Annotated in this window: 27 protein-coding genes; 20 read left to right on the top strand and 7 right to left on the bottom strand. The window is 63.6% G+C overall.

What is annotated here, in order from left to right; all coding sequences use genetic code 11:
- The first annotated feature begins 34 nt into the window (after positions 1–34).
- The 5 genes from BGK68_RS26980 (at position 35) to coq7 (ending at position 4,262) form a co-directional block, all read left to right on the top strand.
- Complete coding sequence (locus tag BGK68_RS26980; RefSeq protein WP_075259605.1) at positions 35–784, top strand: amino acid ABC transporter permease; 750 nt, start codon at positions 35–37, stop codon at positions 782–784.
- Positions 785–787: 3 nt separating this feature from the next.
- Positions 788–1,483, top strand: a complete 696-nt coding sequence (locus tag BGK68_RS26975; protein WP_075259604.1) for an amino acid ABC transporter permease — start codon at positions 788–790, stop codon at positions 1,481–1,483.
- A 72-nt stretch (positions 1,484–1,555) separates the two neighbouring features.
- Entirely contained in the window at positions 1,556–2,284 is a 729-nt protein-coding gene (locus tag BGK68_RS26970; RefSeq protein ID WP_017452427.1) for an amino acid ABC transporter ATP-binding protein, read from the top strand.
- 231 nt (positions 2,285–2,515) lie between these two features.
- The gene (gene pyrC / locus BGK68_RS26965; RefSeq protein WP_075259603.1) at positions 2,516–3,550 is read left to right on the top strand and encodes a dihydroorotase; all 1,035 of its coding nucleotides are present in this window, start codon (positions 2,516–2,518) and stop codon (positions 3,548–3,550) included.
- A gap of 85 nt (positions 3,551–3,635) precedes the next feature.
- Positions 3,636–4,262 (top strand): 2-polyprenyl-3-methyl-6-methoxy-1,4-benzoquinone monooxygenase, encoded by a 627-nt coding sequence (gene coq7, locus BGK68_RS26960; RefSeq protein WP_013235790.1) that lies wholly within the window; start codon positions 3,636–3,638, stop codon positions 4,260–4,262.
- Positions 4,263–4,326: 64 nt separating this feature from the next.
- Here the strand turns inward: coq7 and BGK68_RS26955 are convergent, their stop codons facing one another.
- Together BGK68_RS26955 and BGK68_RS27760 are read right to left on the bottom strand one after the other, a co-directional pair.
- Complete coding sequence (locus tag BGK68_RS26955; protein WP_075259602.1) at positions 4,327–4,785, bottom strand: OsmC family protein; 459 nt, start codon at positions 4,783–4,785, stop codon at positions 4,327–4,329.
- Positions 4,786–5,094: 309 nt separating this feature from the next.
- Positions 5,095–5,418 carry a hypothetical protein gene (locus BGK68_RS27760; RefSeq protein ID WP_143433180.1) on the bottom strand — a complete coding sequence of 108 codons (324 nt, stop codon included), beginning with the start codon at positions 5,416–5,418 and terminating at the stop codon, positions 5,095–5,097.
- Here BGK68_RS27760 and rplM point away from each other — a divergent pair.
- The 6 genes from rplM (at position 5,417) to erpA (ending at position 9,118) form a co-directional block, all read left to right on the top strand.
- Positions 5,417–5,845, top strand: a complete 429-nt coding sequence (gene rplM, locus BGK68_RS26950) for a 50S ribosomal protein L13 (RefSeq protein WP_013235788.1) — start codon at positions 5,417–5,419, stop codon at positions 5,843–5,845. The two genes, BGK68_RS27760 and rplM, sit on opposite strands and share 2 nt — an antisense overlap.
- A gap of 9 nt (positions 5,846–5,854) precedes the next feature.
- Positions 5,855–6,247, top strand: coding sequence for a 30S ribosomal protein S9 (gene rpsI / locus BGK68_RS26945; RefSeq protein ID WP_006461968.1), 393 nt, complete (start codon positions 5,855–5,857; stop codon positions 6,245–6,247).
- A gap of 257 nt (positions 6,248–6,504) precedes the next feature.
- The gene (gene argC, locus BGK68_RS26940; RefSeq protein WP_075259601.1) at positions 6,505–7,542 is read left to right on the top strand and encodes an N-acetyl-gamma-glutamyl-phosphate reductase; all 1,038 of its coding nucleotides are present in this window, start codon (positions 6,505–6,507) and stop codon (positions 7,540–7,542) included.
- 23 nt (positions 7,543–7,565) lie between these two features.
- Entirely contained in the window at positions 7,566–8,276 is a 711-nt protein-coding gene (locus BGK68_RS26935) for a DUF6776 family protein (protein WP_075259600.1), read from the top strand.
- A 9-nt stretch (positions 8,277–8,285) separates the two neighbouring features.
- Positions 8,286–8,681: a bactofilin family protein gene (locus tag BGK68_RS26930; protein WP_013235785.1), complete on the top strand. Its 396-nt coding sequence runs from the start codon at positions 8,286–8,288 to the stop codon at positions 8,679–8,681.
- A gap of 71 nt (positions 8,682–8,752) precedes the next feature.
- Complete coding sequence (gene erpA / locus BGK68_RS26925; protein WP_008331898.1) at positions 8,753–9,118, top strand: iron-sulfur cluster insertion protein ErpA; 366 nt, start codon at positions 8,753–8,755, stop codon at positions 9,116–9,118.
- A 128-nt stretch (positions 9,119–9,246) separates the two neighbouring features.
- Here erpA and hemL read toward each other — a convergent pair whose 3' ends face one another.
- Both hemL and thiD read right to left on the bottom strand, forming a co-directional pair.
- Complete coding sequence (hemL, locus tag BGK68_RS26920; protein ID WP_075259599.1) at positions 9,247–10,530, bottom strand: glutamate-1-semialdehyde 2,1-aminomutase; 1,284 nt, start codon at positions 10,528–10,530, stop codon at positions 9,247–9,249.
- A gap of 30 nt (positions 10,531–10,560) precedes the next feature.
- Entirely contained in the window at positions 10,561–11,409 is an 849-nt protein-coding gene (gene thiD / locus BGK68_RS26915; protein ID WP_075259598.1) for a bifunctional hydroxymethylpyrimidine kinase/phosphomethylpyrimidine kinase, read from the bottom strand.
- Between the two features lie 95 nt (positions 11,410–11,504).
- On the opposite strand from thiD, the gene BGK68_RS26910 reads away from it, so the two are divergent.
- From BGK68_RS26910 to BGK68_RS26885, 6 genes are all read left to right on the top strand, one after another.
- A complete protein-coding gene (locus BGK68_RS26910) occupies positions 11,505–11,657 on the top strand; it encodes a rubredoxin (RefSeq protein WP_034311797.1) in 153 nt (50 codons plus the stop codon).
- Between the two features lie 481 nt (positions 11,658–12,138).
- Positions 12,139–12,723 carry a chemotaxis protein CheW gene (locus BGK68_RS26905; RefSeq protein WP_075259597.1) on the top strand — a complete coding sequence of 195 codons (585 nt, stop codon included), beginning with the start codon at positions 12,139–12,141 and terminating at the stop codon, positions 12,721–12,723.
- A gap of 86 nt (positions 12,724–12,809) precedes the next feature.
- Positions 12,810–15,017, top strand: a complete 2,208-nt coding sequence (locus tag BGK68_RS26900; RefSeq protein ID WP_075259596.1) for a methyl-accepting chemotaxis protein — start codon at positions 12,810–12,812, stop codon at positions 15,015–15,017.
- A 28-nt stretch (positions 15,018–15,045) separates the two neighbouring features.
- The gene (locus BGK68_RS26895) at positions 15,046–17,277 is read left to right on the top strand and encodes a chemotaxis protein CheA (RefSeq protein WP_233149431.1); all 2,232 of its coding nucleotides are present in this window, start codon (positions 15,046–15,048) and stop codon (positions 17,275–17,277) included.
- Positions 17,278–17,310: 33 nt separating this feature from the next.
- The gene (locus tag BGK68_RS26890) at positions 17,311–18,111 is read left to right on the top strand and encodes a ZIP family metal transporter (RefSeq protein WP_083657967.1); all 801 of its coding nucleotides are present in this window, start codon (positions 17,311–17,313) and stop codon (positions 18,109–18,111) included.
- Positions 18,112–18,385: 274 nt separating this feature from the next.
- Positions 18,386–19,309: a LysR family transcriptional regulator gene (locus tag BGK68_RS26885; protein WP_075259594.1), complete on the top strand. Its 924-nt coding sequence runs from the start codon at positions 18,386–18,388 to the stop codon at positions 19,307–19,309.
- 16 nt (positions 19,310–19,325) lie between these two features.
- Here the strand turns inward: BGK68_RS26885 and BGK68_RS26880 are convergent, their stop codons facing one another.
- From BGK68_RS26880 to BGK68_RS26870, 3 genes are all read right to left on the bottom strand, one after another.
- Positions 19,326–20,183 (bottom strand): sulfurtransferase, encoded by an 858-nt coding sequence (locus tag BGK68_RS26880; protein ID WP_075259593.1) that lies wholly within the window; start codon positions 20,181–20,183, stop codon positions 19,326–19,328.
- A 51-nt stretch (positions 20,184–20,234) separates the two neighbouring features.
- Entirely contained in the window at positions 20,235–21,152 is a 918-nt protein-coding gene (locus BGK68_RS26875; RefSeq protein WP_075259592.1) for a DMT family transporter, read from the bottom strand.
- Positions 21,153–21,368: 216 nt separating this feature from the next.
- The gene (locus BGK68_RS26870; RefSeq protein WP_075259591.1) at positions 21,369–22,493 is read right to left on the bottom strand and encodes an aromatic ring-hydroxylating oxygenase subunit alpha; all 1,125 of its coding nucleotides are present in this window, start codon (positions 22,491–22,493) and stop codon (positions 21,369–21,371) included.
- Between the two features lie 279 nt (positions 22,494–22,772).
- Here BGK68_RS26870 and BGK68_RS26865 point away from each other — a divergent pair, with 279 nt between their 5' ends.
- The 3 genes from BGK68_RS26865 to dxs all read left to right on the top strand — a co-directional run bounded on the left by BGK68_RS26865 (position 22,773) and on the right by dxs (position 25,948).
- On the top strand, positions 22,773–23,051 hold the full coding sequence (locus BGK68_RS26865) for an exodeoxyribonuclease VII small subunit (RefSeq protein ID WP_075259590.1): 279 nt from the start codon (positions 22,773–22,775) through the stop codon (positions 23,049–23,051).
- Positions 23,048–23,995 carry a polyprenyl synthetase family protein gene (locus BGK68_RS26860; protein WP_075259589.1) on the top strand — a complete coding sequence of 316 codons (948 nt, stop codon included), beginning with the start codon at positions 23,048–23,050 and terminating at the stop codon, positions 23,993–23,995. The genes BGK68_RS26865 and BGK68_RS26860 overlap by 4 nt, the downstream gene beginning before the upstream one ends.
- A gap of 87 nt (positions 23,996–24,082) precedes the next feature.
- Entirely contained in the window at positions 24,083–25,948 is a 1,866-nt protein-coding gene (gene dxs / locus BGK68_RS26855; RefSeq protein WP_075259588.1) for a 1-deoxy-D-xylulose-5-phosphate synthase, read from the top strand.
- Positions 25,949–25,989 lie beyond the last annotated feature (41 nt).

Below are 25,989 nucleotides of genomic sequence, written 5' to 3'. Positions count from 1 at the left end.
GAACACAGACTTCGATACACAGACGAGGCCATTTATGCATTACAACTGGAATTGGGGGATCTTCTGGGAGATGTCTCCCGATGGTATCCCCTACATCGACACGCTGCTGGCGGGCCTGAAATGGACCCTGGCCACTGCGGCCTGCGCCTGGATCATGGCACTGATCCTTGGCACCATCTTCGGTACCCTGCGTACCACCACCAAGCCCTGGGTCGTGCGCATCGCCAATGGCTATGTGGAACTGTTCCGCAACATTCCGCTGCTGGTGCAGATGTTCCTCTGGTACTTCGTGATGCCCGAGCTGCTGCCTGCGGCCATGGGCGACTGGATCAAGAGCCTGCCCAACGCCTCCTTCGTGACGGCGACCCTGGCGCTGGGCTTCTTCACCTCTTCCCGCGTAGCGGTACAGGTGACCACTGGCATCCAGGCGCTGCCGCGCGGCCAGCGCATGGCCGGTGCCGCACTGGGCTTGACGCCGGTGCAGACCTATCGCTATGTGCTGCTGCCGATGGCCTTCCGCATCATCATCCCGGCGCTGACCAATGAATTCGCCGCCATCATCAAGAATAGCTCCGTGGCGCTGACCATCGGCTTGGTCGAGCTGACCGCTGCGACCTATTCGATGCGCGAGTTCACCTTCCAGACCTTCGAGGCCCTGACCGGCGCCACCATCATCTACGTGATCATTTCGGTCATCGCGCTGTTCATGGCGCGTCTGCTGGAAAAGGTCACCGCCGTACCGGGTTACATCACCGGCGGCAGCACCAGTGCAGGAGGGCATTGATCCATGTTCAGCAATTTCGATTTCGACGTCATCCAGCGTTCCTGGTTCTACCTGTTCACGACCGGTCTGAAGTTCACGCTGATCCTGACCTTCTCGGCCATGGCCGGCGGCATCATCCTGGGTACGCTGTTGGCGATGATGCGCCTGTCGTCCAACAAGCCGCTGTCCTTCATCGCGACGACCTACGTCAACCTGATCCGCTCCATTCCGCTGGTGCTGGTGATCTTCTGGTTCTACTTCCTGGTGCCCTTCATCGGCGCCTGGATGATTGGCGCCTCCGAACCTATCCAGGTCGGCGCCTTCGAATCGGCCCTGATCACCTTCATCCTGTTTGAAGCCGCGTATTACTGCGAGATCATGCGTTCGGGCATCCAGTCCATCCCGCGTGGCCAGGTGTTCGCCGGCTATGCGATCGGCATGAACTACTGGCAGATGATGGGCAACGTGGTGCTGCCGCAGGCCTTCCGCAACATGACCCCGATCCTCTTGACGCAGACCATCGTGCTGTTCCAGGACGTCTCGCTGGTCTACGTGCTGGGTTCGGTGCCGGACTTCGTCACCAGCGCCTCCAAGATCGCCCAGCGTGATGGCCGCCTGGTGGAAATGTACCTGTTCGTGGCCGTGGTCTACTTCATTCTCAGCTTCAGCTTGTCGCAGTTGGTCAAGCGCTTCCAGAAGAAGATCGCGATCATCCGCTAACGCCTTTGACCGCCGCCGCCGGTGAAGGCGAGCGGCCAGTGCATCCAGAATTCAGAAATCCAGGAGAATCAAATGATCGAACTCAACAATGTCAGCAAGTGGTACGGCAGCTTCCAGGTCCTGACCGACTGCTCGACCTCCGTCAAGAAGGGCGACGTGGTGGTCGTGTGCGGCCCGTCCGGTTCCGGCAAGTCCACGCTGATCAAGACCGTCAACGGCCTGGAGCCGTTCCAGAAAGGCACCATCACCGTCGATGGCGTCTCGGTCGGTGACCCCAAGACCAACCTGTCCAAGCTGCGCGCGCGCATCGGCATGGTGTTCCAGAACTTCGAGCTGTTCCCGCACCTCTCGATCCGCGAGAACCTGACCATCGGCCAGATCAAGGTGTTGGGCCGTTCCAAGGAAGAGGCCACCGAAAAGGGCCTGAAGTACCTGGACCGCGTGGGCCTGTTGGCGCACAAGGACAAGTTCCCCGGCCAGCTCTCCGGCGGCCAGCAGCAGCGTGTGGCCATTGCCCGTGCACTGTCGATGGACCCGATCGCCATGCTGTTCGACGAACCGACCTCGGCGCTGGACCCGGAAATGATCAATGAAGTGCTCGACGTCATGGTCGGCCTGGCGCAGGAAGGCATGACCATGATGGTCGTGACCCACGAAATGGGCTTTGCCCGCAAGGTCGCCAACCGCGTGGTCTTCATGGACAAGGGCGTGGTCGTCGAGGATTGCGCCAAGGACGAGTTCTTCGCTTCGCCGCGTTCGGAACGCGCACGCGACTTCCTTGCCAAGATCATCACGCACTGATCGCGCCAGCCTGTCCTGCCGCAAGGGCCGCTCCGGCAACGGGGCGGCCCTTGTCGTTTGGGCTATATCAAAAGGGCGGCAGGGCGGGCGTTCCGGGGTGCTTGACGGCTACGGTAGAATGTCGATCCTGAAGACATCGCGGCTGGCTCTCCACAGCCCGCATCCGCCGGGATGCCTCGCCTGATCCGTCATCCTCAGACCGACACCCACACCAAGACCGAAAGATCCGCAATGAGCAATGTACTGACCATCACCCGCCCGGACGACTGGCACCTGCACCTGCGCGACGGCGCCACCATGCAGGACGTGTTGCCGCACACCGCTCGCCAGTTCGCCCGCGCCATCGTCATGCCCAACCTGAAGCCGCCGGTGACCACCACCGCCCAGGCTGGCGCCTATCGCGAGCGCATCCTGGCCGCGCTGCCGCAAGGCATGTCCTTCGAGCCGCTGATGGTGCTGTACCTGACCGACAATACCCCGCCCGATGAGATCCGCCGCGCCAAGGACAGCGGCTTCGTCAAGGCGGTCAAGCTCTATCCGGCCGGCGCCACCACCAATTCGGATGCCGGCGTGACCGACCTTTCCAAGTGCTACAAGACCCTGGAAGTGCTGCAGGAGGTGGGCATGCCCTTCCTGGTCCACGGCGAAGTCACCGATCCCGAGATCGACCTGTTCGACCGCGAAGCCGTGTTCATCGAGCGCATCATGAAGCCGCTGCGCCAGGCCATGCCGGAACTGAAGGTGGTGTTCGAGCACATCACCACCAAGGAAGCGGCCGACTACGTGCTGGCCGGCGAAGGCCCTACCGCCGCCACGATCACTGCGCACCACCTGCTGTTCAACCGTAACGAGATCTTCAAGGGCGGCATCCGTCCGCACTATTACTGCCTGCCCGTGTTGAAGCGCGAGACCCACCGCAAGGCGCTGGTGGCTGCGGCCACCTCGGGCAACAACAAGTTCTTCCTCGGCACTGATTCGGCCCCGCACGCCAAGGGCGCCAAGGAACACGCCTGTGGCTGTGCCGGCTGCTATACCGCGCTGCATGCCCTGGAGCTCTACGCGCAAGCCTTCGACAGCGCGGGTGCGCTGGACAAGTTCGAAGCCTTCGCCAGCTTCAACGGCCCGGACTTCTACAACCTGCCGCGCAATACCGGCACGGTCACCTTGAAGCGCGAGACCTGGTCCATCCCGGCTGAACTGCCCATGGGCGAGGCAACCGTGGTGCCGCTGTCGGCCGGTGAACAGATGAACTGGAAGATGGTCTGAGCGCATAGGCGCATCGACCCTGTTCCTCCGTCCCCGGCGGCGAGCTGGCCGGGATGTCCTCACTAGCAAGAGAAAGGCGAGCTGTATGCAATTCGTCGATGAACTGATTAGCGATTTCGACAAGGCCCTGCGCGTGATCAACGGCGTGGTGTTCGAGAGTCGTCCCAATCCGGGACGCGGTCTGCCGGACGGTGTCATGAGCGAGGCCGAGAAGCGCCACGCGGCCGGGCTGATGCGGGTCAACAATGTCGGCGAGGTGTGCGCCCAGGCGCTGTACGACGCCCAGGGGCGTTTCGCGCAGAAGGCCGAGATCAAGAACGCCTTTGCCCGCGCCGGCATCGAGGAAGAGGATCACCTGGCCTGGACCGCTGAGCGCCTGCGCGAGCTGGGGTCGCACACCAGCCTGCTCAATCCGCTGTGGTATGGGGGGGCCTATGTGCTGGGCAGCATTGCCGCCCGTCTGGGCGATGCGCGCAACCTTGGCTTCGTCTCCGAGACCGAACGCCAGGTCGAGCACCATCTCATGGGCCATCTGGACAAGCTGCCGGCGCAGGACAACCGCTCCCGCGCCATTGTCGACCAGATGCGCATCGACGAGATCGAGCATGGCCAGGCCGCGCGCGACCTGGGCGCGGCCGAGATGCCGGCGCCCGTCAAGGGCTTGATGAAGGCCATGGCCAAGGTGATGACCACGGTGGCTTACCGCATCTGAGGCAGGGCCTGGTGGGACATGAAAAAAGCGGCCTCGGCCGCTTTTTTCGTGGGCGCTGCGCCGCTTACTGTTGTTGCGCGGCCGCCGAGGAAGTATCGGTGATGTCGTCGATGATCTCGAAGGAGTGCGTCATCTCGGCGGTCTTCTCCAGCATGATCGAGGCCGAGCAATACTTGTCATGGGACAGTTTGATGGCGCGCTCCACCACGTTGGGCTTGAGATTGCGGCCCCGCACGGTGAAGTGGAAGTGGATCTTGGTGAAGACCTTGGGGTCGGTGTCGGCCCGTTCGGACTTGAGGGTCACGTCGCAGCCGCGCACGTCCTGGCCGCTCTTGCGCAGGATCACCACCACGTCATAGGCGGTGCAGCCGCCCGTGCCGGCCAGCACCACTTCCATCGGACGCGGCGCCAGGTTGCGGCCGCCGCCGTCGGGTGCGCCATCCATGGTCAACAGGTGGCCCGAGCCCGTTTCAGCTGTGAAGGTCATGCCGGACAAGCCGGTCCAGCGCACTGTGCATTCCATCTGTATCGTCCCAATCGGTTGAGTGAAGGCCGGTATTGTAGCTTTTGATCGCCTGCGACGCAGCGGCGGCGGGCAGAGAAGGGCGGGCTGGCGTGGGTGATAACTTTTTGCGCTGCAGAAAAATTGTCTATTAGACATCCGTTTTTTGCTATGTTGTCATCAGCTAGGCCGTCTGTAACCCAAATGTGACGCCGCTTTCAGACAGTTACAATTTAGACGCTGCAATCTTATTGCAACGCACAAAGCGCTTTGCTATATTGAATTCAACGGAAGTTTTTGCAGCACGTAACGATGTCTCCTCCACCCTCCTCAATGGTGTGGATTAAACCCGGAACCACAGTGTCCGGGTTTTTTTTGTCCATTTTTCGGGTTCCTGGCGGCAAAATTGTCGTGCAGGAAACGAAAAGGTGGAAGCAATCGGCCCAGGCGCGCCCTTCCCGCCACAAATCCCGCGAAACCTTTTGACGCTAAGTCCTTGAAAAGGCTATACTTGCCGGCTTTCCCATGCGCTCGGGAAGATAAAAGGATGAGTCCGCGAAGCGAAACACCAAGGACAGCAGGCATCCGCCGGCTGGCCCGCATGAGCGGAACCGCCATTTGAGCGTTTATACATTGATAGAGAAAGTCAAACATGAAGACCTTTTCCGCTAAAGCCCATGAGGTTCAGCGCGAGTGGTTCGTGATTGACGCGACGGACTTGGTCCTCGGACGTGTTGCCAGCGAAGTGGCACTCCGACTGCGCGGCAAGCACAAACCCGAATTCACTCCGCACGTCGATACCGGTGACTTCATCGTCGTCGTCAACGCAGGCAAGCTGCGCGTGACCGGCACCAAGGCCACTGAAAAGACCTATTTCCGCCACAGCGGTTATCCGGGCGGCATCTACGAAACCAACTTCCTGAAGATGCAACAGCGTTTCCCCGGCCGTGCGCTGGAGAAGGCCGTCAAGGGCATGCTGCCCAAGGGTCCGCTGGGCTACGCCATGATCAAGAAGCTGAAGGTCTATGCAGATGGCAACCATCCGCACGCCGCGCAGCAACCGAAACCCCTCGCCCTCTAAGGAACAGACATGATCGGTAACTACAATTACGGAACCGGCCGTCGCAAGAGTGCAGTGGCGCGTGTTTTCATCAAGGCAGGTTCGGGCAACATCATCGTCAATGGCAAGCCCGCCGCTGAGTACTTCTCCCGCGAAACCGGCCTGATGGTGATCCGTCAGCCGCTGGAACTGACCGGCAACGTCGAACGTTTCGACATCAAGGTGAACGTCCACGGTGGCGGCGAATCCGGCCAGGCCGGCGCTGTTCGCCACGGCATCACCCGCGCCCTGATCGACTACGACGCTGGCCTGAAGTCGGCTCTGTCCAACGCAGGCTTCGTCACCCGTGACGCGCGTGAAGTCGAACGTAAGAAGGTTGGTCTGCGCAAGGCACGTCGCGCAAAGCAATTCTCGAAGCGTTAATCGTTTCTTGCATTACGGAAAGCCGTCGGCATCGATGCCGACGGCTTTTTGCTTTTCTCGCCGCATTGCTGCCGAGCTCGGCCCGGTGGCAATCGCTACGATAATTTCCACTTTTTACTGGAATAACTTCCTGGCGGGAAATCAGCGGGAAATATTCTCCTGCTAGAATTGAAAGCTTTCCAGTGTGTATTTTGCACGCGCGTCAGGCGCAGGCCGCCACGGCGTATTTTCTTCGCCATTTTTCGCAAGGACCAGACATGATCAAAGTAGGTATCGTTGGCGGAACCGGGTATACCGGCGTCGAATTGCTGCGTATTTTCGCTACCCACCCGGAAGCCCGGGTGCAGGCGGTGACCTCGCGCAAGGAAGACGGCATGCCGGTGGCCGAGATGTATCCGTCCCTGCGCGGCCGCGTGGACGTGGCCTTCTCCTCGCCTGACAAGGCCAAGCTGACCGAATGCGATGTGGTCTTCTTCGCCACACCGCACGGCGTGGCCATGGCGCAGGCCCCTGAGCTGGTGGCCGCGGGCGTGAAGGTGATCGACCTGGCTGCCGACTTCCGCATGCAGGACGTGGCCGCCTTCGAGAAGTGGTACAAGCTCCCGCACAGCTGCACCGATCTGTTGAAGGAAGCCGCCTACGGCCTGCCCGAGCTGAACCGCGAAGCCATCCGCAAGGCGCGCGTGGTGGGCAATCCGGGCTGCTACCCGACCACCATGCAACTGGGCTACGCCCCGCTGCTCAAGGCCGGCGTGATCGACGCCTCGCACCTGATCGCCGATTGCAAGTCGGGCGTCTCCGGGGCGGGCCGCAAGGCCGAGCTGAGCCTGCTGTTTTCGGAGGCTTCCGACAACTTCAAGGCCTACGGTGTCTCCGGCCACCGTCATTCGCCCGAAACCATCGAGCGCCTGTCGCACCTCACCAGCGACAAGGTCGGCCTGCTGTTCACGCCGCACCTGGTGCCGATGATCCGCGGCATGCATTCCACCCTGTACGCGCGCCTGACCAAGGAGATCGACAACGCCGCCCTGCAGGCGCTGTTCGAAGACGCCTACAAGGACGAACCCTTCGTCGACGTGCTGCCCTTCGGTGCGCACCCCGAGACCCGCACCACGCGCGCCTCCAACATGCTGCGCCTGGCCGTGCATCGTCCCGGCGACGGCGATACCGTGGTGGTGCTGGTGGTCCAGGACAATCTGGTCAAGGGCGCTTCCGGCCAGGCCGTGCAGTGCATGAACCTGATGTTCGGGCTGGATGAGACCACTGGCTTGCAGCAAGTCCCGGTTCTGCCGTGAAGTACCGCTTATTGCGTCGGCGCATGACGATCTCGGCGCCGAAGATGACCATCAAGCGGCATCTGCCCTGGCCGCTGATGGCCTTGCTGTGGGCCGTGGTAGTCGCCGTAGGCGCGGCGGCGGCGGTGTGGACCTACCAACTGGGCCGCAATCACTTGCCCGGCCTGCAACTGCAGGGCGACGCCAGTGAGCAGGTCGAGCAGCTGAGCGAGCAGGTCAAAAAGCTCAGCGCCGAAAATGAACGCTTGCAATCGGCCTCCAATGCGTCGCAGAATGAACTGAAGATCGCCCAGTCGGCCCAGGCCCAGCTGGCTACCCAGGTCAAGAACCTGGAAGCCGAGATCAACCGGCAGAAGGAAGACCTGGCCTTCTTCGACAGCCTGCTGCCCACCAACCTGGGCGCGCCCGGTATCACCATCCAGCGCTTCAAGGCCGAGCAGGCGGCTCCCAACCAGTTGCGTTACCGGGTGCTGGTGATGCAGGGTGGCGGCGGCACACAGCAATTTGCAGGAAACCTACAACTAAGTGTCAATATTGTGCAGGGCGGCAAGAGTGCTATCATCAACTTTCCTGAAAGTAATTCGACCGACCTCGCGCGTTATCGGCTCGTATTCAAGTATTACCAGAGGGTGGAAGGTTTGCTGAATATTCCTGAAGGGGCGACCATCAAGTCGGTTGCAGTTCGAGTTCTCGACCGAGGCCAGGTACGTGCCCAGCAGTCGGTAGATCTGTGAGGTGATTCCATGTTTACACGCAAGACCAAAAGCACGATCGACAGCCTGATTGGCATGTCCACATCCATCAAGGGCGACGTCGGTTTCAAGGGCGGCCTGCGCATCGATGGCCACATCAACGGCAATATCAACGCCGAGACCGGGCAACCCAGCGTGCTGGTCATTTCCGAGCATGCCAAGGTGGTCGGCCAGGTGCATGCGGCGCACCTGATCGTCAATGGCGAGATCATCGGCGACGTCCATTCCAGCGAACTGCTGGAGCTGCAACCCAAGGCTCGCATTACCGGCAATGTCTATTACAAGGCGCTGGAGATGCATGGCGGTGCGCTGGTGTCGGGCAAGCTCAGTCACGACCAGGCCGAGGAGGCCCCGGTACTGAAGCTGGCTGCATCGTCGGAAGCATGAAAATCCGCAAGGGCTTATAATGGCTTTATCGATCCCGTATTGATCCGCCTCAAGCCCAGCAGGAGTCCGAAATGAATGCCGTAGCCGAACTGCAACAAACCGACATGCCCGCCCCGATCAACTTCAGCGACAGCGCAGCCGCCAAGGTGGCCCAACTGATCGAGGAAGAAGGCAATCCCGACCTGAAACTGCGTGTGTTCGTGCAGGGCGGCGGTTGCTCGGGTTTCCAGTATGGTTTCACCTTCGATGAAATCGTCAACGAAGATGACACCACCATGAGCAAGAACGGCGTCCAGCTGTTGATCGACTCGATGAGCTACCAGTATCTGGTGGGCGCCGAGATCGACTACAAGGACGACCTGGAAGGCGCGCAATTCGTCATCAAGAACCCCAACGCCACGACCACTTGCGGTTGCGGTTCGTCGTTCTCGGTGTAAGCGCAGCCCCTTTCCGGCCCGATGCACAGGTAGGGGCCGGATGAAGAAAAAGGACGCCAGGGCGTCCTTTTTTCATGCCTGCGTCCCATAGAGCATGGGCCGCAGTGCCGCATTGCTCTCCCTGCAGGTCAGCCCAGCTCGCTGAAGGCGCGTGCTGCGGCAGCGACCGTTTCTTCGATGATGGCGTCGCTATGCTGCGCGGAGACGAAGCCGGCTTCGAAGGCCGAGGGCGCAAAGTACACGCCGGCGTCCAGCATCTTGTGGAAGAAGCGGTTGAAGCGCTCCTTGTCGCCCTGCATGACCTCGGCGTAGCTGGTCGGCACCTTGGCATCGAAGTACAGGCCGAACATGCCGCCGATGGCGTCGGCGGCAAACGTCACGCCAGCGGCCTGGGCGGCGGCGGCCAGGCCATCGGCCAGCTTGCGGGTCTGGGTGCTCAGGTTGGCGTAGAAGTCGGGTTGCTGGATGATCTTCAGGGTCGCCATCCCAGCGGCCACCGTGACCGGATTGCCAGACAGGGTACCGGCCTGATAAACCCCGCCCAGCGGCGCCAGATGCTTCATGACCTCGGCGCGGCCGCCAAAGGCCGCCACCGGCAGACCGCCACCGATGACCTTGCCCAGCGCCGTCAGGTCGGGGACGATGCCGTTCAATTCCTGCGCACCGCCGCGCGCCACGCGGAAGCCCGACATCACTTCATCGAAGATCAGGATGGTGCCATATTCGGTACACAGGCGGCGCATGGTGCGCAGGAACTCGTCCGAGGCGCGCACCAGGTTCATGTTGCCGGCCACCGGTTCCACGATCACGCAGGCGATCTCGTTGCCGGCGGTCTTGAAGGCTTCTTCCAGTTGCGCGGCGTCGTTGTAGTCCAACACCAGCGTGTGCTTGGCGAAATCTTCCGGCACGCCGGCCGAGGTTGGGTTGCCGAAGGTCAGCAGGCCGCTGCCGGCCTTCACCAGCAGGGAGTCGGCATGGCCGTGGTAGCAGCCTTCGAACTTAATGATCTTGTCGCGTCCGGTCGCGCCGCGGGCCAGGCGCAGCGCGCTCATGGTGGCCTCGGTACCGGAGGAGACCAAGCGGATCTGCTCGATGGAGGGCACCAGCTTGATGATTTCCTCGGCCATCTCGATTTCCGCCTCGGTCGGCGCGCCGAACGACAGCCCGCGTGCCGCGGCTTGCTGGACGGCCTTGATCACCTCCGGATGGGCGTGGCCGACGATGGCCGGGCCCCAGGAACCGATGTAGTCGATGTAGCGCTTGCCTTCGGCATCCCAGAACCAGGGGCCTTCGGCGCGCTCGATGAAGCGCGGCGTGCCGCCTACCGAACGGAAGGCGCGCACCGGGGAATTGACGCCGCCCGGCGTGCTCTGTTGGGCGCGGGCGAAGAGGGATGCATTGGTCTTGGTCATGAGCTTGCGGGAAACGGGTCCAGGTTCGGTTCAGTTGAGGGAAGGGGGCGCGTCCAGATCGGTGGGATCTTCGGATTCGCGCGCCCAGAAATAACGGTCGGGCACCAGCTTGCCCATGCCGATGCGCTGGGCGTTGGCCAGCGCGGCAAGCGTGAATTCCTGTGCTTCAGCCGCCGCCAGCGGCACTTCCAGCCCATTGGCCAGCATCGCCGCCATGGCCGCCGATAGCGTCGTGCCGGCGCCCACGAAGGAGCCTGGCAGGCGCTGCCAGGCGTCCTGGCGCACCAGCCCGGACTCGTCGAAGAGGGAATTGGCGATTTCCTGCAGGTCGGTCTGGGTATTGGTCACCAGCAGGTACTCGCAGCCCATCTCGATGATGCGCATGGCGTCGAGCATGAGCGCATCGCCCGGCACCGGCTCGCGCCAGGTCTCGGCCAGGCGGGTCAGCTCGCCGGCTGAGGCCACCATCAGGGTGGCCTGGGGGATGAGCAGTTCGCGGATGGCGATGAGGCGGTCATCCTCGTCTTCCTGGTTGGCCAGGGCGCTGGTGAACGGGTCCAGGATCAGCGGCACGTCCGGGTAGTCGGAGACGATCTCGGCAATCACCGAGATGTTCTCGATGCTGCCCACGTTGCCGACCTTGAAGGCCGCCACGGCCATGTCTTCCAGGATGACGCGGGCCTGGTCGGCGACCCAGTCCACTTCGACGACCTGTACGTCTTCGACGCGGGCGGTGTCACCGATGAGCAGGGAAGTGATCACCGACAGCCCGTGGCACCCCATGGCGGCATAGGTGGCAAGGTCAGCCTGTACGCCGGTGGCGCCGACCGGATCGGCAGCGCCGAAGCTCAGAATGAGGGGAGGAGTTTGGTTTTGCACGGCGACTAGATTAAGATAGCTGACTTAGCATTTTACTTGATTGATTTTAGGGATAGTCAGCCGTGACCAATAGCCAAACCGAATTCAAAACCTGGATGTGCCTGATCTGTGGTTGGATCTACGACGAAGAAGCAGGCCTGCCGGACGAAGGTATCGCCCCCGGTACGCGCTGGGACGACGTGCCCATCAACTGGACCTGCCCGGAATGCGGCGCCCGCAAGGAAGACTTCGAGATGGTGGCGATCTGACCGCCTGACTATACAGGCCCTGCCGGCGCTGCCTTCGCGGCCCCGGCAGCGGCCTGGAAGTGCCGTCCTTCGTGGTGTCTTCCTGCCTGATGGAACATCACACCTATCCCCTTTTTTCTTCAGTTATCGAATTTGATTTATATCAAATTTGAAACTCGTCGTTTTTTTTCATCATTTTTGATATTGGCAGGTATCAATCTCTTTGCTATGTAGCAAAGATGCGGGTGTTTCTGGGTAGAATCTCAACACGAGCAGCACAAGCTGGGCAGTGCCGGAACACAGACGCGGGGGCGTCTCCGATCCTCTCCCAGCTTGCCCCTATCGACACCGAGGCCTGCATTCCCGGGTGAGCCGTATCGCCACGTCGCGATCGCGCCATTCCGGTCGCATACGACGGGCCATGCATCCACAGTCCAAAGAAGCACTACGGTCCAGGCCGAAGTGGGGGGACTGGTTTGACTTACCGTTCCGAGAGGCGGGCATGCCCCATACCAAGGATTTCGTCATCAACACGCAGGCCGCTGCGTCGTCTCCATCCATGCGATCCCGCGAAAGCCTGCAGAGCTTCCAGGCTTCCCTGATCGAACGCATGCAAGCCTGCGACCACGAGAGCCAGAGCTCGCGCCGCCTGGCCGTGGCCATCGGGGCGCAAGCCTGCCTGATCCCCTTGTCGCACACCAGTGAAATCGTTCCCCTGGACAACCAGGCCCTGACCCCGGTGCCGGCCACACGGCCGTGGTTTCTTGGCCTGCTCAACCTGCGCGGTAACCTGGTCGGCATTGCCGACCTGGCGGCCCTGTCCGGTGCGCCGGCCCAGGCCACCGGCCCGGGCAGTCACGCTCTGGTGCTGGCGCCGGCCCTGGCGGCACAGTGCGGATTGCTGATTTCTGCGGTGCTGGGTTTGCGCGATATCTCAGAAATGACACCAATCTCGAAAAATGACGAGGGCCGAATCGAATTGCCAGCCGTTAACGGGCGTTATAAAGACAAGGGCGGCACCTGTTGGGATGAACTGGATCTGGCGGCACTGGCAAAGCATGAGGCATTTCTGCAAGTGGGGCGCTAGTGTTGCGCTCTCTGCAAGGCCGCGACCGAACAATGCCAGCATCGTCACCACAGCATCAGGAAACAAGAAGGATTGGAGCACCGGCCATGAAACTGATCTTGCCCACCCGATCGAAAGAGCGGGCTCCGGCCACCTCTCCCAGCTCGTCCAATTCTTCCAACGCCTCTGCCGGGCACGCCCGGATCGAGATCGGGCCGCGCATGCGCCTGCCTTACCTGCACCGCTTCGCGCTGCGCACCCAGACCCGCATCCTGCTTGGCATCCTGGCGTTGTCCTTGGCGGGTCTGTTCCTGTTCCTTTGGCTGGGTTCGCGCTTGTACATTCATGCCACCTTGCAGACCCACATCGCCTCTGACCTGGTGATGCACTCGCAGCGCCTTGGCAAGGCCGTGCCCAACGCCATCCAGGGCAATCCGGAGGCCTTCGTGCAACTGGCCCAGAGCCGGGTTGAGTTCAATCGCGGGCTGTTGCTGCTCACCAGCGGCGGCGCTTACCAAGGCAACACCATCGGACTGCCAGAGCCGGCCATGAAGCCGGCGCTGGAGAGCATCACGCGACTGTGGCGGCGCAGCGACCTGGCCGCCGAGAACATTCTTGCCCTGCAAAAGGAACTGACCGGCTTTGGCGCCACCCTCAAGCGGCTCAATCAATTGCTGCCGGTGATGCTGGACCTGAGCGAGCAGATTTCCATGCTGCAGTCGCAAAGCCGTCCCACGCCGCGCGAGATGAACGCGGCCAGCCAGCTGGTGATGCTGACCCTGCGCCTGGGCCGCAGCGCCAACGAATTCCTGACTTCCGACGGCGTCAATCCGGAGACGGCCTTCATGCTCGGCAAGGACATCACGGCCTTCGGCGACCAACTGACCAGCCTGCGCGATGGCAATGAGATGCTGCGCCTGCGTCCGGCCAGCGACCCCGATTTGCGCGAAAAACTCGACGAGCTTGAGCGCGTCTTCGCCCAATACCAGCCGCAGATCGCCGGCATCCTCGGCCATCTGCAGAACTTCATCGCCGCCAAGCAGGCCGAGCGCCTGGTCTTCGTCGAGAACGAGACCCTGAAGCGCCAGCTCACCGAGCTTCAGGATGCCTACCGGATTGCCCTCAAGTCGCGTTCCTGGACCTTCTGGGCCATGCTGGTCGCGATGGTCATGGCGCTGTTGAGCGCCATCGGCATCGCCCTGGTGCAATTGCAGAACAGCCGCAACAACGCCGCCGCCGCCGAGGCCCGGCGCCAGCAGGCCGAACTGCAGCGCCAGCTGGCCCAGCAGGAAGAAGAGAAGGCCATGCGCGCCAACCACCTGACCCAGACCGCGATCCTGCGCCTGATGACCGAACTGCAGAAGGTGGCCGACGGCGACCTCACCGTACGCACCACGGTCTCCGACGACGTCACCGGCGCCATTGCCGACTCGGTCAACCACACCGTGGAGGCGCTGCGCGCGCTGGTGGAGCAAGTCACCCAGATGGCCTCCAAGGTCTCGCAGAGCTCGGAGCAGGTACGCGGCACCACCACTGAACTGGGCGCCGCAGCCCGCGCCCAGGCGCGCCGCATCCAGCGCATCGCCCAGGCCATGCTGGAGATGTCGATGCAGATCACCGGCATTTCGGTGTCGGCTGACGAATCGGCCGACGTCGCCCGTCACGCGGTGCTGGCCGCGGAACGCGGCGAGCGGGCGGTGGAGAATGCAATCAAGGCCATGAACGGCATCCGTGAACAGATCCAGGAAACCTCGGGCCGCATCACCCGGCTGGGCGAGTCTTCGCAGATGATTGGCGAGATCACCGAACTGATCTCCGACATCACCGAGCGCACCAACGTGCTGGCGCTCAACGCCGCCATCCAGGCGGCCTCGGCTGGCGAGGCCGGTCGCGGCTTCTCGGTGGTGGCCGAGGAAGTGCAGCACCTGGCCGAGCGCTCCAGCGCCGCCACCCGCGAGATCGGCGCGCTGGTGCGCATGATCCAGGCCGACACCCGCGACGTCGTGGTGGCCATGGACAAGTCCACCACCGGCGTGACCGAAGGCGCCGTGCTCTCGGACGCGGCCGGCAGCGCCCTGGCCGATATCCGCAGCGTCTCCGAGAAGCTCGCCGAGCTCATCCAGGGCATGGCCGGATCGACCCGCGAACAGGCAGTCTCGGCCAACGGCGTGGCGCAGCAGATTCAGGGCATCCTGACCGAAAATGACATCATCGAGCAAAGCCGGGAGCAGGTATCGGCGCTGTATGAAGAGCTGTGGGGCGCCGCGCGCCAGCTGGAAAATTCGGTGTCGCGCTTCCGCGTGACGGTGTCCTGAGCTGCTGTTCTTGCCGATGCACTGCGCTTTGCCATCCGATCCGCCCCCCGATCTTCCCGCTGGCGACGCCTTGCAGGAGACCTTGCAGCCGCTGCTGAAGATCCTGCGCCAGCAGGGCAGCAGTTGGCGCGCCCGGGTCGACAGCGGCCTGGTCTGTCCCGCACCGCCGCTGTACCTGCGCACGCTCACCGCAGTGCGCGACTGCACCCGCAGCGCCGGCGCGGCTGACCTGGAAGCCTGCGCCAGCGCCATCCTGCGTGTGCTGGAGTGTTCGCAACCGCCCGGCCAGGGGCTGGACATCTCGGCGCTGGACATCATCGAGCGCGCGGTCGCTGGCCTGGGCCAGCGCGGCTGCCATAGCGTGGCGCAGGAAGAACTGGCCGCGCTGTTGCCGCCGCCGCGCATGCGCACCTCGCCATCCCCGGACATGACCCCGCCCGCCGCCCGCGATACCCCGCCGGCGCCATGGCTGGCGCCCCGTGAGCAGCAATGGGAGGGCTTGCAGGACGAGCTCGATCAGGCCCTGCTGCCGGTTTTCCTGGAAGAGGCGCAGGAATTGATGAGCAGCATCGGCGAGGGCCTGGAAGTCCTGCGCCAGGGCGTAGCCGATGCCGAACTGGCCGGGCTGGCGCGGCCGCTGCATACGCTCAAGGGTAGTGCGCGCATGGTCGGGGCGCGGCGTCTGAGCCATTGCCTGCACCAGATGGAGACGGCGCTGCGCAGCGTGCAGACCAGCATCGAAGGCGTTCCCGACCGCAGCGGCGCAGCGCTGGCCGCGCTGGAAACGCTGCTGGGGCTGCATGACCTTGCAATGGACCATTTCGCCGCGCTCACCCAGGCCGCATTGCTGCTCTCGGCCGATGGCGGCGCACGCGCGCCGGTGCTGCCCGCGCCCCTGATCCGCATCCGCACCACGGTGCTGGACAAGCTGCTCAACCAGGTCGGCGAGGTTTCCATCGCACGATCCCGCCTGGACAATGAGGTGGGCAGCCTGCAATCGGAAAGCAAGGCGCTGGGCGAGCAGCTCATGCGGCTGTCTGCCGAGGTGCGCCAATGGCTGCGCCAGAGCGGGGCGCAGGCGGAGGATTCCGATGCTCCCCTGGCCATCATGCAGGCGCTGGCGCACAGCGTTGCCGCGCGCCTGGAGCAGGCCAGCCAGCACCAGCGGCGGCTGCAGGACGGCGTCAGCAGTACCCGCGAGGGCTTGCGCCAGCAGGCCGCGCATACGCGCGAGCTGCAGCAGGAGCTGATGTATGCGCGCATGGTCAAGTTCAACAGCATGGAAGTGCGCATGCAGCACCTGGTGCGCCAGGTCGCCGCCGAGACCGGCAAGCCGCTGGCGCTGGACCTGTCCAATTGCCGCCTGCAGATCGACCGCGCCATCCTGGAACGGCTGATGGGGCCGCTCGAGCATCTCTTGCGCAACGCCGCCGTGCATGGCATCGAGAGCGCCGAGCAGCGGCTGGCCGAGGGCAAGCCTGCCGCGGGGCGGCTGACCGTACAGGCCACCCACGAAGGCAACGAGGCCGTCATCCGCGTCAGCGACGACGGACGCGGACTGGATCTGGAAGCGATCCGGCAGAAGGCCCTGGAACTGGGTGCTGCCGGCATCGCCGAGGCCAGCCAGGCGCGTCTGGCCGACCTGATCTTCCAGCCCGGCCTGAGCACCTCGCCGCAGGTCTCGGCACTGGCTGGTCGCGGCATCGGCATGGATGTGGTGCGTTCGGAAGTGGCTGCCCTGGGCGGCTGGATGCGGGTGCATTCGCAGCCCGGACAGGGCGTGCAGTTCACGCTCTACTTGCCGTTGTCGCTGGCGGTCCAGCATGTCTGCCTGCTGCGCCATGGGCAGCAGCATTTCGCCATTCCTTCCATGCTGGTCGACAGCATCGTACAACTGCGCGGCCCGCAGGCCCGCCAGGCGCTGGCGGAAAAATCACTGGAGCATCAGGGCGCCCGGCTGCCCCTGCATCCCTGGCATTGCCTGCTGGATGAAGCGCCTGAGCCCGCCGGGGAGGGCAGCGATTCGGCCTATGTCCTGCTCATCAAGCGCGATGATGGACTCATGGCCGTGCTGGCCGACCATGTCAGCGGCAATCGCGAAGTGGTGGTCAAGCCGGTCGGTCCGCAACTGGCCACCCTGGCCGGCGTGGTCGGCGCGACCGTGCTCGGCGATGGCCAGATCGTGCTGATCATCAATCCGCTCTTGCTGGCCGGCGCCGGCCGCACCGATGGCATGGCGGTAGCGCCGGGCGTACAATAGCGGGCTTTGGGCGCAGGCCGGCAGCGCCCGGCCATGACCGAGAGGCCTGTCATCGACTCCACACTCATTTCCATCCTGCTGGCCACGACCCTGGCCGGCGTGATCAGCATCACCGCGGCTGCGGTGTTTTCGTTCGCCCTGCTGTCGAAGATGGTGGAGCGGCTGGTCAGCCTGTCGGTGGGCATCATGCTGTCCACCTCGCTGCTGCATGCGCTGCCGGAAGCCTTCGAGTCCCAGGCCGAGCCCCATACCCTGTTCGCGGTGCTGCTGGGCGGCCTGCTGGCCTTCTTCCTGCTGGAAAAGACCGCCATCCTGCGCCACTCCCACCACCATGAAGATGACGGCCACGGCCATCATCACGGTCATGACAAGAAGGAAGCCGGCAAGGCCGGCTGGATGATCCTGGTGGGCGACGGCCTGCACAATTTCACCGACGGCATCCTGATCGCCGCTGCCTTCCTGGCCGATCCACACCTGGGCCTGGTGACCGGCCTGGCCATCATCGCCCACGAAATCCCGCAGGAGATCGGCGACTTCATCGTGCTGCTCAATGCCGGTTTCTCGCGCACCCGCGCCTACGTCTACAACCTCATCTGCAGCCTCATGGCCGTGGCCGGCGGCGTGCTGGGCTATTTCATGCTGGAGCGCGGGATGCAGTGGATTCCCTTCGTGCTGGTCTTTGCCTCGTCGGGCTTCATCTACATCGCCGTTTCCGATCTGATGCCGCAGATGCAACGCCGCGCCACGCTGCGCGAGACGATTCCCCAGGTGATCCTGATCGCCGCAGGCGTGCTGATCGTGCTGGCGCTGACGCACCAGGCGCACGCGCACTGAGCTCTTCCTGGCCGGTCCTGGTCGGTGTGCGGCGGCGCTCATCGACAGACTGGCGCAGCACCCAGCGCATGCCGATGCTGAACACGAAGCCAACAAGGCCAAGGAAGAGGACGAGGTCGTCGAGCACAGGCCATCCTTTCATCAGGGCGCACCCGGGATGGGCGCTGCGGATGGCTTTACTGTAGGCTGGCGCTGCGCCCGGGGCCAATATCAAATGGGGCGGCGCGCCATCTCAAAACGATATGGTCGAGAGCATCGACCAAGGAGGGCAGGCATGATTTCCATCCGGCAGTTACGCTATTTCGTCGAGATCGTCGAGGCGCGCGGCTATACCCGCGCCGCCGAGCGGCTCTTCGTGGCGCAATCGGCGCTGAGCCGGCAGATCAAGGAGCTGGAGGGAGATCTGGACGTAGTGCTGCTCAGACGCGAGGCCAAGGCCTTCGAGCTGACCCAGGCCGGCCAGGATTTCTATGAGCGCAGCCGCAAGATCCTGCTCGACCTGGATCGCGCCGTGGCCCAGGCCCGCACCATCGGCAAGGGCGAGCATGGCGCCCTGCGGCTGCTGCATTCCAGCTCGGTGCCGTTGACCGCGCCGCTGGGGCCGATGTTGAACGAAGCGCTCAAGGCCTTTCCTGGCATCTCACTGGAAATCTCGCAGGCCCCGTCCGAGTACCAGGCCCGCGAGATCGTCGAGGGCAGCGCCGATATCGGCCTGGCCCGGCTACCCATCCTGCGCGCCAATCCCAACCTGGAGAGCACGGTGCTCTATCGCGAGCGCCTGGTGGCGGCGGTGCCGGCCGGGCACAGGCTGGCGCAGCGGCAGGAAGTGGAGATCGCCGAATTGCGGGATGAATTCTTCGTGACGGTGCCGCATCGTGATCGCGGCGGTTTGAGCTACCTGGTGGCCGAGCGCTGTATCGCGCACGGCTTCTATCCCCGGGTGGCGCGCGCCACTTCGCGCAAGAATTCGCTGCTCAGCCTGGTCAACGCCGGCTTTGGCATCGCCGTGGTGCCGCAGAGCATGGCCAGCATTTCGCTGGCGGCCGGGGTCAGTTTCCCGGCCTTGAAGGATCCTGATTTCCATTCCGAAGTGGCCTTGCTGCGCCGGCGCGATGCGCCCGCCATGGTCGGCCAGTTCGTCGAGGCTTTCATGGCCCGCCTGCACGAGGCGGGTTTGTCCGCACCGGCCCCGGGCTGAGGCCGATGGGAGCCGATCAGCTTCCGGTGGCGACCGGACGCTGCGGATCAGAGCTCCATTCGCTCCACGAACCCGGATACAGGCGCGCACCGGCCAGTCCAGCCACTTCCAGCGCCAGCAGGTTGTGGCAAGCCGTCACGCCCGAGCCGCACTGCATCACTGCCGCCTGCGGATCGCCCAGCAGCGTCAGCCATTCCTCGCGCAGTTGCGCCGCCCCCTTGAAGCGGCCATCGGCTTGCAGGTTGTCCTTGAAGAAGCGGTTCTTCGCGCCCGGGATATGGCCGCCGACCGCATCGAGCGTCTCGTTCTCGCCGCGGAAACGATCCGGTGCGCGTGCATCGATCACCTGCAGTGCCTGGGTCTTGATGTTCTCCATCAGCGCCTGGGCATCGACGGTCTGCACCAGCGATGTGAGATCCTGGATCAGGCCTGGCGTGGCCGGCGCCGGTGTCTCGGCGCTGAGCGGTTCACCGATGGCCTGCCAGGCCGCCATGCCGCCGTCCAGCACGGCCACGTCGCTGTGGCCGATCCAGCGCAGCAGCCACCACAGGCGCGCGGCGAACATGCCGCCGTGGGCGTCATAGGCCACTACCTGGGTGTCGTTGTTGATACCCAGCGCGCGCATGGCCTGCACGAACTCCTGGCGGTCCGGCAACGGATGGCGGCCATGGAAGCGGCCAGCGGCGTCGGTCTTGGGACCGGAGAGCAGTTCATCCAGATGGGCAAAGCGCGCCTGCGGCAGATGGCCGGCGGCATAGGCCTGGCGGCCGAAGTCGGGGTTGGCCAGATCGTGGCGGCAATCGACGATCACCAGATTGATGTGGGCGGCACGCGCCTTCAGTTCGCTGGCGCTGATGAGGGTTTGGTAGATCATGTTTTCTCCTTGTCTTGGATGCGGCAATGGATGATGCAGGTCTGGCAGTTCCTATACCTCGGTGGCAATGGGATCGACCTTGGGCAGGTTGCGCGCGGCGATCTGGTTGCTGCGATGGTTGTGATAGGTCGCCAGCAGGCCGCTGGCCAGGATGACGCCCATGCCCAGCCAGCCGAGCCAGCCTGGTGCATCGTTCCAGACCAGCACACCAAAGAGGCTGGAAAACACGATGCCCGTATATTGCAGGTTGGCCGTGACCAGCGTATTGCCCAGCCGGTAGGCGCGGGTCATGGCGATCTGCGCCAGCGTGGCGGTCAAGCCTATCATGATCACCAGCGCCGCGCCCTGCCAGGAATGGCTGTGCCACAGCGGCACGCGGCCAGTGGCCACGCTGCCCACCAGGCCGGCCAGTACGCCGGTCAGTGAAAAGTAGAACACCACGCGGTATTCCGGTTCCCCCAGCAGCCCCAGCTTGCGCACCTGCAGGTACACCAGCGCCGAGAGCACGCCCGAGAACAGCGAGATCGCCCCGCCCAGCAACTGGTCGGCGTCCAGCGAGGGACGCATCAGCAGGGCCACGCCGATGAAGCTCAGCACCACGGTGGCCGCCAGGCCCCACTCGAATTTCTTGTTGCCCTGCCACCAGGCGGCCGCGAACAGCATCACCGCAATCCAGATCGAGGACATGTAGTTCAGCGTCGTGGCCGTGGCCACCGGCAGCAGGCTGAAGGAATAGAACCACAGCCACAGCGAGATCACGCCCACGCCGCCACGGATGAGGTGGTCGCGCGGGAAGGGTGTGCGGAAGGTGCCGCCGCGCACGCGCACCAGGGCGGCGATCACCGAGATGCCGATGATGCCCCGGCACAGCACGATTTCAGAAGTACTGTAGTAGTCGCTGGCGAGCTTGACGCACACGCCCATGATGGAAAACAGGAATGATGCGACAAGCATCCAGAGCGATTGCATGGTGTCCGATTCAGGAGAGTAGGGCAGGAGGAGGGAGACAGGCCGCAGCACAAGCGACAACGGCAGCAACGGAGTGAACCGTTGCTGCCGTCATTGTCCCGCTGCGGGCCGTGCCGGCCAGGGAGGCGTCGTGATGCTCTTGCAGGTTGCTTGCGTGATAGTTCTGCCGCCTTGCCTGCCTCTGCATCTGTTTTCCTCTGGTGGCCCGTGGCCTCTTTATGGTGTGGTGGCGGTGCCCGGCGGCACCTCCAGTTGCTTGCGGTACCACTCGTGGAAGTGCTGCATGCCGTCTTCCATGGGCGACTGGTAGGGCCCGACTTCACTGGTGCCGCGATCCATGAGTATACGACGGCCGGCATCCATGCGCAGGGCGATCTCGTCGTCTTCCACGCAGGTCTCCATGTAGGCGGCGCGCTCGGCTTCCACCAGTTCACGCTCGAAGAGGGCGATCTCTTCCGGATAGTAGAACTCCACCACATTGGTGGTCTTCTGCGGACCGGTCGGCCACAGCGTGGAGACCACCAGCACATGCGGATACCACTCCACCATGATGTTGGGATAGAGCGTGAGCCAGATCGCGCCGAATTTGGGCGGCTGGCCATTGGAGAACTGCAGCAGCTTCTCCTGCCACTTGGCATAGGTGGGCGAACCGGACTTGATCAGACCGTGGTTCACGCCCACGGTCTGCACGCTGTAGTCACGGCCGAACTCCCACTTCAGGTCGGAGCAGCTCACGAAATTGCCCAGCCCCGGATGGAAGGGGTCGACGTGGTAATCCTCCAGGTAGACCTCGATGAAGGTCTTCCAGTTGTAGTCGCACTCATGCACTTCGGTGTGGTCGTACAGATAGCCGGAGAAGTCCAGGTCGCGTGTCACGCCCAGGTTCTTGAGCTTGTCGGCGATGTTGACGCCATTGGCTTCGAACAGCAGGCCGTTCCAGCTCTGCAGCGGCGTCTTGGACAAGTTCATGCACGGTGTCTGGCCGAAATGCGGCGCACCGATCAGTTCACCCTTCAGATCATAGGTCCAGCGATGCAACGGACAGACGATGTTGCTGGCATGGCCGCGACCGTCCAGCATCTTGGCCTGGCGATGACGGCAGACATTGGAGACCAGCTCGATCCCCTGCGCATTGCGCACCAGCATGCGGCCTTCGTTTTCCCACGGCAAAGTGGAGTAGTCGCCCGCTTCGGGCACCATCAGCTCATGGCCGACGTAACGAGGTCCTTGCTGGAAGAGTTGTTTCAGTTCCCGCTGATGGAGCGGTTCGTCGAAGTAGACGTGGACTGGAAGTTGCGCGTTTGAACGCGCCAATTTGGCAAAAGTAGCAAGATCGGACATTTCCGCCCCCAAATTAATTTGCACCAACCTAAGGAAGAAAATCCGCAAAAACCTATGTTCAAATAATATGAAGAGGAAATTTTGGACAGAACCGAGGATTATGCCACAAAAACCCCATAAGGGGCCGGGTTTTGTGGCCAAAATGCCAGCATTTTGGCCGAATTTACGATCCGGGCCCGAAATGTTTCGTGCAATGCGGCGTCAAATCCACGCCCCCGATTGACTTGGGATTCCCCGGTTTGTTCTAAAATACCGGGTTAGATTTTTGAATGGGTCGATATGCCTAGAACCTCTGCCACCGCGTCCACCGCCTCCGCTGCTTCCGCCCCCCTGCCAGCCTCCTTCGAACAGGCCATGCAGGAGCTCGAACAGCTCGTGGCCCAGATGGAAGCCGGCGAACTGCCGCTGGAAGCCTCGGTGGCCGCCTACAAGCGCGGCTCGGAACTGGTCAAGTTCTGCGCTGCCCAACTGGACAAGGTCGATACCCAGGTCAAGCTGCTCGAAGGCGACATGCTCAAGCCCTTCCAGGCCGCCGATATGGATGGGGAAGAAGGATGAGCGCACCGATGGCTGCCCCCGGCGCCGTAGCGGCGCCGGCCTTCGCCCAGTGGATGGGCCAGGTGCAGAGCGGCATGGAAGAGGTGTTGAACCGTTTCCTGCCGTCCGCGTCGGTGGTGCCGGCGCGGCTGCATGAAGCCATGCGCTACACCGCCATGGACGGCGGCAAGCGCGTGCGCCCGCTGCTGGTGTATGCCGCCGGCGAGCTGTTCGATACGCCGCGTGCGCTGCTGGAGCGTGCCGCCGCTGCAGTCGAGATGATCCACGTCTATTCGCTGGTGCATGACGACATGCCCTGCATGGATGACGATGCGCTGCGCCGTGGCAAGCCCACCGTGCACATCAGATACGACGAGGCCACCGCACTGCTGGTCGGTGACGCCCTGCAGGCGCAGGCCTTCGACACCCTGGCCGCACCGCTGGAGACCGAACCGGGCAGCGCCGACGCCGGCCTGCCGGCACGCCAGCTGCGCATGGTCAAGCTGCTGGCCGAGGCGGCCGGCTCGGTGGGCATGTGCGGCGGTCAGGCCATCGACCTGGCCAGTGTGGGCATGACCCTGTCGCTGGCTGAACTGGAACAGATGCACCGCCTGAAGACCGGCGCCCTGTTGCGCGCCGCCGTGCTGCTGGGCGCGCTGGGCGGCAAGGCGCTGACGGCAGCCGAAAGCGCGGCGCTGGACGATTACGCCCGCGCCATCGGCCTGGCCTTCCAGGTGGTCGACGACATCCTCGACGCCACCGCCGACTCGGCCACGCTGGGCAAGACCGCCGGCAAGGACGCCGCCGACAACAAGCCGACCTATGTGTCCATCCTCGGCCTTGCTGAATCGCAGGCCCTGGCCGGCAGGCTGCAGGCCGATGCGCATGAGGCGCTGGCCCCATTCGGCGGGAAGGCGCGCCGCCTGCGCGAACTGGCCGACCTGATCGTACAAAGAAAGACTTAAGCGACGTAACCCCAGGCATGAAGACGGACCGCGCCCCATGCCAGCTTCCGGCAAGCGCGGCCTTCAGACCCCAACACGGTAACAAAGATGCTCCTCAACACCATCAACGACCCGGCCGACCTGCGCCGCCTGTCCCGCCACCAGCTCAAGCCCCTGGCTGAAGAGTTGCGCGGTTTCCTGCTGGACTCGGTGTCCAAGACCGGCGGCCACCTCTCGTCCAACCTGGGCACGGTGGAGCTGACCATCGCCCTGCATTACGTCTTCAACACCCCCGAGGATCGCGTGGTCTGGGACGTGGGTCACCAGACCTATCCGCACAAGATCCTTACCGGCCGGCGCGAGCGCATGGATACGCTGCGCCAGCAGGAAGGCATTTCCGGCTTCCCGCGCCGTATCGAGAGCCAGTACGACACCTTCGGCACCGCGCACTCCTCGACCTCGATCTCGGCCGCCCTGGGCATGGCCCTGGCGGCCCGTACGCAAGGCTCGGACCGCCACGCCATCGCTGTCATCGGCGACGGCGCCATGACCGCCGGCATGGCCTTCGAAGCGCTCAACAATGCGGGCGTGCATGAAGACGTCAAGCTGCTGGTGATCCTCAACGACAATGACATGTCGATCTCGCCGCCGGTGGGCGCGCTGAACCGTTACCTGGCGCGCCTGATGTCGGGCAAGTTCTACGCCCGTGCGCGCGACGTGGGCAAGTCGGTGCTGCCCGGTCCCGTGCTGGAGCTGGCCAAGCGACTGGAAGAGCATGCCAAGGGCATGGTGGTGCCGGCCACCATGTTCGAGGAATTCGGCTTCAACTACATCGGCCCCATCGACGGCCACGACCTCGACTCGCTGGTGCCGACGCTGCAGAACCTGAAGCACCTCAAGGGCCCGCAGTTCCTGCACGTGGTCACCAAGAAGGGCCAGGGCTACAAGCTGGCCGAGGCCGATCCGGTGCTCTACCACGGCCCCGGCAAGTTCAACCCCAGCGAAGGCATCAAGCCCAGCGCCGGTGGCAAGCTCACCTATACCAAGGTCTTCGGTGACTGGCTGTGCGACATGGCCGCCGCCGACGACAAGCTGGTCGGCATCACCCCGGCCATGCGCGAAGGCTCGGGGATGGTGGATTTCGAAAAGAAATTCCCGAATCGTTATTACGACGTCGGCATCGCCGAACAGCACGCCGTCACCTTCGCCGCCGGCATGGCCTGCGAGGGCATGAAGCCGGTGGTGGCGATCTACTCGACCTTCCTGCAACGCGCCTACGACCAGCTGATCCACGACGTGGCCCTGCAGAACCTGGACGTGACCTTCGCCCTGGACCGCGCCGGCCTGGTGGGCGCTGATGGCGCGACCCACGCCGGCAATTACGACCTGGCCTTCCTGCGCTGTATTCCCAACATGGTGGTGATGGCGGCCTCCGACGAGAACGAGTGCCGCAAGATGCTCTCTACCGCCTATCAATATCCGGGTCCGGCCTCGGTGCGCTATCCGCGCGGCGCGGGCGTCGGCGCAGTGGTGGACAAGACGCTGGAGACCCTGCCGCTGGGCCGTGGCGAGATCCGCCGCCAGGGCAAGGACGTCGCCATCCTGGCCTTCGGCAGCCTGCTGGCCCCGGCCCTGGGCGCGGGCGACAAGCTCAATGCCACGGTGGCCAACATGCGCTTCATCAAGCCGCTGGACGTGGAACTGGTCAAGCAGTTGGCTGCCTCGCACGATGCGCTGGTGACGGTGGAAGAGGGCTGCATCATGGGCGGCGCCGGTGCGGCCGTCTCCGAAGCGCTGGCTGCCGCCGGCATCAACAAGCCGATTCTGCATCTGGGCCTGCCGGACCGCTTCATCGACCACGGCGATGCGGCGCAACTGCTGGCCCAGTGCGGTCTGGATGCCAGTGGCATCGTCGACTCCATCGCGCAGCGGTTTGGCAAGGATCAGCCCAAGCTGGTGGTCAACAACGGCTGATTGCTCGGTCTTCCCCCTACGCATCCGGCCTGGCGGTCCCT

The sequence above is a fragment of the Herbaspirillum camelliae genome (assembly GCF_001929405.1).
GTDB classification, from domain to species: Bacteria; Pseudomonadota; Gammaproteobacteria; order Burkholderiales; family Burkholderiaceae_D; genus Herbaspirillum; species Herbaspirillum seropedicae.
This window is presented reverse-complemented; position numbering and strand designations above follow the sequence as displayed.